The 9,344-nt window shown below is 63.4% G+C and carries 8 protein-coding genes; 7 read left to right on the plus strand and 1 reads right to left on the minus strand.

Annotation, left to right across the window (positions count from 1 at the left end; genetic code table 11):
* The 7 genes from ACY69P_RS10085 to ACY69P_RS10115 form a co-directional block, all read left to right on the plus strand.
* Window positions 1-777 (plus strand): sigma 54-interacting transcriptional regulator (locus ACY69P_RS10085; protein ID WP_462327369.1); only part of this gene is annotated, 777 nt, incomplete at its 5' end.
* Window positions 778-1,177: 400 nt separating this feature from the next.
* A complete protein-coding gene (aspA, locus tag ACY69P_RS10090; RefSeq protein ID WP_459900593.1) occupies window positions 1,178-2,581 on the plus strand; it encodes an aspartate ammonia-lyase in 1,404 nt (467 codons plus the stop codon).
* Between the two features lie 131 nt (window positions 2,582-2,712).
* Window positions 2,713-4,047, plus strand: coding sequence for an anaerobic C4-dicarboxylate transporter family protein (locus ACY69P_RS10095; protein ID WP_459900592.1), 1,335 nt, complete (start codon window positions 2,713-2,715; stop codon window positions 4,045-4,047).
* A 104-nt stretch (window positions 4,048-4,151) separates the two neighbouring features.
* Window positions 4,152-4,802, plus strand: coding sequence for a succinate dehydrogenase/fumarate reductase transmembrane subunit (locus tag ACY69P_RS10100; protein WP_462327370.1), 651 nt, complete (start codon window positions 4,152-4,154; stop codon window positions 4,800-4,802).
* 13 nt (window positions 4,803-4,815) lie between these two features.
* Window positions 4,816-6,648, plus strand: coding sequence for a fumarate reductase flavoprotein subunit (locus ACY69P_RS10105; RefSeq protein WP_462327371.1), 1,833 nt, complete (start codon window positions 4,816-4,818; stop codon window positions 6,646-6,648).
* Window positions 6,649-6,651: 3 nt separating this feature from the next.
* Window positions 6,652-7,395, plus strand: coding sequence for a fumarate reductase iron-sulfur subunit (locus ACY69P_RS10110; RefSeq protein WP_459900586.1), 744 nt, complete (start codon window positions 6,652-6,654; stop codon window positions 7,393-7,395).
* Window positions 7,396-7,533: 138 nt separating this feature from the next.
* Complete coding sequence (locus ACY69P_RS10115) at window positions 7,534-8,775, plus strand: dicarboxylate/amino acid:cation symporter (protein WP_459900585.1); 1,242 nt, start codon at window positions 7,534-7,536, stop codon at window positions 8,773-8,775.
* 219 nt (window positions 8,776-8,994) lie between these two features.
* Here the strand turns inward: ACY69P_RS10115 and ACY69P_RS10120 are convergent.
* Window positions 8,995-9,344 (minus strand): pseudouridine synthase (locus tag ACY69P_RS10120; RefSeq protein WP_462327372.1); only part of this gene is annotated, 350 nt, incomplete at its 5' end.

A 9,344-nucleotide genomic window follows, 5' to 3' on the forward strand; every position in this document is an offset into this window, starting at 1 on the left:
GGGCTGGACGACACCAGCTTTGCGGATACGCTCTTCGGCCACACCCGCGGCGCGTTCACCGGCGCGGGGACAACCCGTCCGGGCATGATTGAACAGGCGCGCGGCGGCAGCCTCTTTCTTGACGAAATCGGCGACCTGAGCCTGCAATCGCAGGTGAAGCTCTTGCGCGTGCTGCAGGAGAATGAGTTCTACCCCCTTGGCAGCGACAGGCCCAAGCTCATGCAGGCCCGCGTCATCGTCGCCACGCATCAGGACCTGCAACAGAAAGTGCAGGACGGCACCTTCCGCAAGGACCTCTACTACCGCCTGTGCACCCACCACGTGGACGTGCCGCCCCTGCGCAAGCGCCCCAAGGACATCCCCGCCCTGCTGGACCGCTTTCTGGAGGAGGCCGCCGAAGAATTCGGCAAGAAAAAGCCCGCCATCCCCAAGGAACTGCCCCTGCATCTGGCCAACTATTCCTTCCCCGGCAATATCCGCGAACTGCGCGGCATGGTGTACGACGCCGTCAGCACCCACAAGGCCAAGGTGCTGTCCATGCACAGCTTTCTGAGGGCCATGGAGCGCGAAAATACGCCCGCGCCGGATGCGCAGACCGTGGCCGACTCCTCGCGCCCCTTTGCGGGGCTGGAGCATCTGCCCACCATCACGGAGTGCACCGCCATGCTCATAGAGGAAGCGGTGGAGCGCGCCGACGGCAACCAAACGCTGGCCGCGCGCATGCTTGGCATCTCCCAGCCCGCGCTGAGTAAGCGCCTTAAGCAGCTGCGCTCCTAGCGGCTGCCCCACCCCGCCACACGCCAAACGGCCCGGAGCGCACTGCGCTCCGGGCCGTTTTTGCTGCTGCGCTAAGCACCCGGCAGCATGTGACAATTCCTAGCATAGAAAGGGGAATAACTTTGGTTATGCCATAACCAAGGGCATATACGCCCGCGCACACCGCGCCCTGCCTTGGGCCAGTCCAGCACGCCGCAGCCCGCGCCATAACTTTTTGCATGGGCCTTCGGGCCGTCCGGGCTCCTCCCATTTCGCCCCAAATCTCCCGCTATTTCAGAGAGGTAAAGCAATTGACGCCTTTTGGCACCGTATTTGTTCTTAAAAGAGCAAGCGGATGCGAAGGCCGATATGCCCCGCACGCTGCACATTTTTTCAGCATACAAAACATGAGGTTGTACACATGAAGTCCCGCATTGAGCATGATTTTCTCGGCGAAAAGGAAATCCCCGCGAATACCTATTATGGCGTCCAGACCCTGCGCGCCGTGGAGAACTTCTTCATCACCGGCCGCCACATCGGCGACGTGCCCGAGCTTATCGAAGGGCTGGCCTATGTGAAGAAGGCCGCGGCCAAGGCCAATATGGAGCTGGGCGTCATCCCCGCGGACGTGGGCAAGGCCATCTGCGCCGCATGTGACGAAATCGTCGGCGGCAAGCTGCGCGACCAGTTCCCCGTGGACACCATCCAGGGCGGCGCCGGCACCTCCACCAACATGAACGCCAACGAAGTCATCGCCAACCGCGCGCTGGAGCTGATGGGCTACAAGAAGGGCGAGTACGAGCACTGCCACCCCAACAACCACGTCAACTGCTCCCAGTCCACCAACGACGCCTACCCCACGGCGTTTCGCCTTGCGCTGTACAACAAGCTCTCCACGCTGATGGAGGCCATGGCCTACCTGCAGAAGGGCTTTGTCGACAAGGGCGCGGAGTTCTCCGACGTGCTCAAGATGGGCCGCACCCAGCTGCAGGACGCCGTGCCCATGACCCTTGGTCAGGAATTCTCCGCCTACGCCACCACCCTTGGCGAGGACATCTCCCGCGTGCGTGAGGCCCGCGAACTGCTGAAGGAAATCAACCTCGGCGCCACGGCCATCGGCACCGGCATCAACGCCCCCGAGGACTACGCCCGCCTTGCCACCGACGCCCTTGCCAACATGACGGGCATTGAGTTTGAAACCTCGGCCAACCTTGTGGAAGCCACGTGGGACACCGGCGCATACGTGCAGATTTCCGGCGTGCTCAAGCGCGTTGCCGTCAAGCTCTCCAAGATTTGCAGCGACCTGCGCCTGCTCTCCTCCGGTCCGCGCACGGGCCTCAATGAAATCAACCTGCCCAAGATGCAGCCCGGCTCCTCCATCATGCCCGGCAAGGTCAACCCCGTTATCCCCGAGGTGGTCAACCAGATTGCCTACGACGTCATCGGCAAGGACGTCACCGTGACCATGGCCGCGGAAAACGGCCAGCTGGAGCTGAACGTCATGGAGCCGGTCATCGCCAACGCCTTGTTCCAGGCCGTGGATATGCTCCGCCGTGGCTGCCGCATCCTGCAGGACCGCTGCGTCAGCGGCATCACCGCCAACCGCGAGCGCTGCCGCGAAATGGTGGAGCAGAGCATTGGCATCGTCACGCCGCTGAACCCCATCATCGGCTACGAAAAGTCCGCCGCCATCGCCAAGGAAGCCCTCGAAACCGGCAAGTCCGTCTACGACCTTGTTCTGGAGCACAAGGTGCTCACCAAGGAGAAGCTGGACGAGATTCTCTCCCCCGAGAACATGATGCACCCCCGATTCATCAGGAATTAGCCTCCCTCGGACCACTGGGCTGACCGAGCATCGGCCCGCAGCAGGGGCCGGACGGACTTGGCGAGAGGTCCGTCCGCCCCGCGTCGCCACCCGAGAGGCTTCACCACCACACCACCCAAGGGAGTTAAGGTATGTTCTGGATACAACTGCTTATCGTTTTGGCCGCCATCTTCATCGGCGCGCGCCTTGGCGGCGTGGGTCTTGGCGTCATGGGCGGCCTTGGTCTGGCCGTTCTGAGTTTCTTCTTCGGCGTGCAGCCCACAGCACCGCCCATCAACGTTATGCTGATGATTGCCGCTGTGGTCACCGCCGCTGGCGCGCTGCAGGCCGCCGGCGGGCTGGACTATCTGGTCAACATCGCCGCGCGCATCCTGCGCCGCAACCCCAACCAGATTACGTTCCTCGGCCCCATCGTCACCTATATTTTCACCTTCTTCGCCGGGACGGGCCACGTGGCCTACTCCGTGCTGCCCGTCATCTCCGAGGTGGCCCGAAACACCAAGGTCCGCCCCGAGCGGCCGCTGTCCATCGCGGTTATTGCCTCGCAGCAGGCCATCACGGCCAGCCCCATCTCCGCCGCCACCGTAGCGCTGCTGGGCATGACGGCCAGCATGGGCGTGCAGCTGTCGGACATTATGATGGTCTGTGTGCCCTCCACCTTTGCGGCCTGCATGATTGGCGCCTTCATCGCCAACAAGACCGGCAAGGACCTCATGAAGGACCCCGAATACCTGCGCCGCCTGAACGACCCCAGCCTGCGCGCCGCCATAGAAAAGGCCAACGCCGGCGAAACCGTCGAGGAGACCGAGGTCCCCGGCTACGCCAAGATTTCCGTGGGCCTGTTCCTGCTGGGTACGCTGTCCATCGTGCTCTTTGGCTCCTGCCCCGAACTGCGCCCCTCGTGGAACGTGAGCGGCGAAATGGAACGCATGAGCATGGCCAGCGCCATTGAAATCATCATGCTGACCGTGGCCGCGCTCATCCTGCTCATCAGCCGGGTGGACGTGAAGAAGCTGGCCGAAGGCAGCGTCTTTGGCGCGGGCGTTCAGGCGGTTATCGCCATCTTCGGCATTGCGTGGCTGGGCGACAGCTTCTTTAGCAGCAACATGGAGTTCCTGAGCGGCAACATTCAGGACATGGTCACCGCCGCGCCGTGGACCTTCGCCATTGCGCTGTTTGTGCTGTCCATCCTGCTCTTTTCGCAGGCGGCCACCGTGCGCGCGCTGATGCCGCTGGGCATCGCCCTCGGCATCCCGGCCCCGGCGCTTATCGCCATGTTCCCGGCCGTGAACGGCTACTTCTTTATCCCGAACTACCCCACCGTGGTCGCGGCCATCAACTTTGACCGCACCGGCACCACGCATATCGGCAAGTTTGTGCTGAACCACAGCTTCATGCTGCCGGGGCTGGTGGCCACCGTTGGCGCCATCGGCATTGGATTCATGCTTGCGGGCGTGATGTTCTAACTGTATTTCGGCGCATCGCGGCGCTTGGCAAATTCCTTCCAAGCGCCGCGATGACTCGTTTTTCACACCCAGCAACCCGATAAACGTTCAATCAGGAAGAAACCATGCAGACCGACATCTCCATGCCCGCGTCGATCCAGGGCAACACCTCCGCATATCTGGACTGGCTGCAAATGCTCAGCGGCGCCGCCCTGATCGTCTTCATGTGGTGCCATATGCTGCTGGTCGCCAGCGTCAACCTTGGCGCGGGCGTCTTCGACGCATTGGCGGCATTTTTGGAATATACCTACATGGCCCAGATTGGCGGTCCGCTCATCGGCGTCGTCTTCCTCGTCCACTTTGTGCTGGCCATCCGCAAAATTCCCGTCACCACCACGCAGCAGAAGGGCATGTGGAACCAGGCCCGCATGCTGCGCCACAAGGATACGTGGCTGTGGATTGTGCAGGCCGTCAGCGCCATGGTCATCCTCATCATGGCCGGAGTGCACCTATGGACCGTGCTTACGGACCTGCCCATCACGTCCGTGAAAAGCGCCACCCGCATTCAGGAAGGCGGATGGATGTGGTTCTACCTCATCCTGCTGCCCATGGCCGAACTGCACGTCGGCATCGGCTTTTACCGCATCGGCGTGAAGTGGGGCTTTGTGGGCCGCAGCGGCCGCAAAAACTTCCAGAAGCTGGAATACGCCATCACCGGCGGCTTTATCCTCATCGGCCTCATCACGCTTCTGACCTTCGCGGGCATCAGCATCTAGGAGACAACACGACATGAGTGACATCATATATACCGACGTCCTGTGCATTGGCGCAGGCCTTGCCGGTGAGCGCGTGGCCATCGAGGCCGCCGAGGCCGGCTACAGCACAATCTGTCTGAGCATCGTCCCCGCACGGCGCTCCCACTCGTCTGCCGCGCAGGGCGGCATGCAGGCCGCCCTTGGCAACTGCGCCATGGGCGAGGGCGACGGCCCGGACGTCCACTTCGCGGATACGGTCAAAGGCTCCGACTGGGGCTGTGATCAGGAAGTGGCCCGCCTGTTCTGCGACACCGCGCCCATCGTCATGCGCGAGCTGGCCTACTGGGGCGTGCCGTGGAACCGCGTCGTCGCCGGAACCGACGACTACTTCCAAGGCGGCAAAAAGTTCTCCAAGACGGAAAAGAAAGAGAACGAAGGCCTCATCACCGCGCGCAACTTTGGCGGCACGGCCAAGTGGCGCACCTGCTACACCTCCGACGGCACCGGCCACGCCGTGCTGTACACCATGGACAACCGCGCCATGCACAAGGGCGTTCAGGTCCATGACCGCACCGAAGCCATCGCCCTCATCCACGACGGGGAGCAGTGCAAGGGCGCCATTGTCCGCTGCCTGCGCACGGGCGAACTGCGCACTTACCTCGCCAAGGCCACGGTCATCGCGGCGGGCGGATTCGGCCGCATCTACCGCGAGTCCACCAACGCCGTCATCTGCGAGGGCGGCGGCCAGTCCATTGCCCTGAACACCGGCGTTGTGCCCATGGGCAACATGGAGGCCGTGCAGTTCCACCCCACCGGCGTTGTGCCGTCCAATATCCTCGTCACCGAGGGCTGCCGCGGCGACGGCGGCACCCTGCTGGACAAGAACATGGAGCGCTTCATGCCCAGCTACGAGCCGGAAAAGGCCGAGCTGGCCTCGCGCGACGTGGTCTCGCGCCGCATGACCGAGCACATGCGCAAGGGCCTTGGCGTACCCAGCGACTACGGCGACCACCTGTGGCTGGATATCCGCCACCTTGGCGAGCACCACATCACGCACAAACTGCGCGAAGTGGAAGAGATCTGTAACAATTTCCTTGGCGTGGACCCCATCACCCAGCCCATCCCCGTGCGCCCCACCCAGCACTACTCCATGGGCGGCATCCGCACCAACAAGGACGGCGCGGCCTACGGCCTGTCCGGTCTGTTCTCCGCGGGCGAGGCCGCCTGCTGGGACATGCACGGCTTCAACCGCCTTGGCGGCAACTCCCTGTCCGAAACCGTTGTGGCCGGACGCATTGTCGGCAAAAAGGTCGTGGAGTTTCTGGAAGGCTGCGACGTGCGCTTCAGCACCAGCGAGGCGGACAGCTTCCGCAAGAAGGAAGAGCAGCGCATCCAGACCCTCATCTCCGGCGGCGGCACCGAGAACGTCTATGAACTGCGCCGCCTGATGCAGGACACCATGATGGAAGGCGTTGGCATCTTCCGCGACGAGACGGGCCTCTCCAAGGCCGTCAGCGACCTGCAGGCCATCCACCAGCGCACCCGCAATATTGGTCTGAAGTCCGACGGCATCGGCGCCAACGACGAGCTGCGTCTGGCCCTGAACCTGCCCGGCATGGTCAAGCTGGCCCTGTGCGTGGCCTACGGCGCGCTGGAGCGCCGCGAAAGCCGCGGCTCCCACGCCCGCGAGGACTACCCCGCCCGTAACGACCGCGACTGGCTGGTCCGCACCCTTGCCACATGGCAGGACGGCAGCGACCTGCCCACCCTGAATTATGAACCGGCTTCCACCGTCTTCAATATCCCTCCGGGAGACCGTGGCTACGGCGGCGGCAAGATTATCAGCGCAGACGACAAGGAGGCCTAAACCATGGCGCGCACACTGACTTTCAACGTATTCCGGTACAATCCGCAGGCGGGCGAAACCATGCCCCGCATGCAGACCTACACCATAGACGAAACCGCCAGCATGACGGTGTTCATCGCCCTCAACCGTCTGCGCGAGGAGCAGGACCCGTCCCTCAAGTTCGACTTCTGCTGCCGCGCGGGCATCTGCGGCGCCTGCGCCATGGTCATTAACGGCCGCCCCTGTTTGGCCTGCCACACCAAGACCATGGACCTGCCGGACGAAATCACCCTGCTGCCCCTGCCCTTCTTCAAGTGCATCGGCGACCTTGCCGTGGACACGGGCGTGTGGTTCCAGGACATGAACCGCAAAATCGAATCGTGGGTCCATACCGACAAGGAATTCGACCCCGCCGCGTCCGAAGAGCGCATGGACAACGACACCGCCGAAGCCGTGTACGAGCTGGACCGCTGCATTGAATGCGGCTGCTGCGTTGCGGCCTGCGGCACGGCGCGCATGCGCGAGGACTTCCTTGGCGCAGTGGCCCTGAACCGCATCGGCCGCTTTGTCATCGACCCGCGCGATAAACGCACGGACAAGGACTACTTCGACATCATCGGCACCGACCAGGGCATCTTTGGATGCATGGGTCTGCTTGCGTGCGAGGACGTATGCCCCAAGGGCCTGCCCCTGCAGGACCAGCTGGGCTTCCTGCGCCGCAAGATGGGCCTGCATGCCTTCAAACGGCTGTTCTCTGGTAGGAAATAAGCACCTCGTATCCCTTAGGGCGAGCGCGGTCCGTCCCCGGATGAGACGGACCGCGCTCCACCACAACCACAGCCCCGCACAGGCACGCCGGCGCCGTACACAGCGCCATGCAGCGGGAGACTCCATGCGGAGGACGATATGAAACTGTGGATGAAAATCCTTATCGGCATGGTCATCGGCGTGCTCTTCGGACTCGTCTTCCCCACCCTGACCCCGTATGTCGAGCCGCTTGGCACCCTGTTTCTCAAAGGCATCAAACTGCTCATCGTGCCCCTTGTCTTTGCCTCGCTGGTTTCGGGCATGACCAGCATGAGCGACCTGAAAAAACTGGGGCGCATCAGCGCCAAGACATTTCTGACCTATTTTGTGACCACGGCCTTTGCCGTGTCCATCGGCCTGACCATTGCCAATCTGGCCGCGCCGGGCGCAGGCCTGCACCTGCACGCCGCCGAGACAGCCGCCGCCAAGGACGCCCCCTCCATTGTGGACACCCTGCTGGACGTGGTGCCCACCAATCCGCTGGAAGCCATGGTGCAGGGCAATATTTTGCAGATTATCGCCTTTGCGGTGCTGCTTGGCGTGTCCATGAACATTGCCGGGGACAAGGCCGCGCCGGTCCGCAGGTTCTGCCATTCTCTTGCGGACATCATGTACACCATGACCTCCATCGTCATCGCCTTTGCCCCGGTTGGCGTCTTTGCCCTGATGGCCAAGGTGGTGGCGCAGTACGGCGTGGACACCCTGCTCCCGCTGGCGAAAATCATCCTGCTGATGTTCGCCGGGAGCCTTGTCCACATCCTCGTCGTGTACGGCGGGGGCGTGGCGCTGGTGGCGCGCCTGAATCCCCTGCGCTTCTTCCGCGGCATTCTGGACGCCCAGCTTGTGGGCTTTTCCACCAGCAGCAGTTCCGGCACCCTGCCCGCCACCATCCGGTGTACGGAGCAGAACCTTGGCGTGTCCAAGCCCATTGCCAGCTTCATCCTGCCGCTGGGGGCCACCATCAATATGGACGGCACCGCCATCTATCAGGGCATCTGCGCCGTGTTTGTGGCGCAGGCCTACGGGGTGGACCTCACCGCCGCCAACTACGCCACCATAGTGCTGACGGCCACGCTGGCCTCCATTGGCACGGCGGGCATTCCGGGCGCCGGGCTTATCATGCTGTCCCTTATCCTCTCCGCCCTCGGGCTGCCCATGGAGGGCCTCGCCCTCATCGCCGGGATTGACCGCATTTTGGACATGGCCCGCACCACCGTAAACATCAGCGGCGACGCCATGACCTCCCTCATCGTGGCGCGCAGCGAAAATGAAGTGGACCTTTCCACCTACGCCGGGGCGACCTCTTCCGGCGTGCAGGTGGCAGCCCAGTCCTCGGACTGATTTCCGGGAGCACCTTCAAGCCCTCCAATGCGGAAACACCCATGCCCGGTGCATACTCCCTGACGCGGCGCGCTGTGCGCCGCACACCGGGCATCCGCTTCTCCCCTCCCGGAACCAGACGCGCCCCGGCCCCAATCCCCGGGGCGCTCTTTTCCCCCCCCCACAACGCAGAAGGCCCGCCGGATAACTCCGGCGGGCCTTCTGCACATGGGCGCGGCATTACGCCTCCACATCATCACGCGCGGCGCACAGCTCCCGCGCAAAGCAGGGCCAATCCGCCGCTGGCGGCGTGGTAAAGGCCATGACCTCCTTGGTCTTTGGATGCGTAAAGCGCAGGTACTCTGCATGCAGCTTCAACTGCCCCGGCCCCGTCCCGCGGCCGTACAGCCTGTCGCCCACAATGGGCAGACCAAGGCCAAGGGGATGCGCGGCGTGCACGCGAAGCTGGTGCGTGCGTCCGGTCTTGGGGGTAAACTCCACCAGCGTCAGCCCGTCCTGCACGCCAAGGCGCCGCCACAGTGTGCGCGAGGCCTTGCCATGCAGCGGGTCGTACACCTGATAGGGCCGGT

The sequence above is a fragment of the Desulfobaculum sp. genome, assembly GCF_054921475.1.

Coding starts and splice junctions, on each gene's coding strand:
- ACY69P_RS10115 (WP_459900585.1), top strand. CDS start 7,534: ATGAAACTGTGGATGAAAATCCTTATCGGCATGGTCATCGGCGTGCTC.
- ACY69P_RS10100 (WP_462327370.1), top strand. CDS start 4,152: ATGCAGACCGACATCTCCATGCCCGCGTCGATCCAGGGCAACACCTCC.
- ACY69P_RS10110 (WP_459900586.1), top strand. CDS start 6,652: ATGGCGCGCACACTGACTTTCAACGTATTCCGGTACAATCCGCAGGCG.
- ACY69P_RS10095 (WP_459900592.1), top strand. CDS start 2,713: ATGTTCTGGATACAACTGCTTATCGTTTTGGCCGCCATCTTCATCGGC.
- ACY69P_RS10105 (WP_462327371.1), top strand. CDS start 4,816: ATGAGTGACATCATATATACCGACGTCCTGTGCATTGGCGCAGGCCTT.
- aspA (WP_459900593.1), top strand. CDS start 1,178: ATGAAGTCCCGCATTGAGCATGATTTTCTCGGCGAAAAGGAAATCCCC.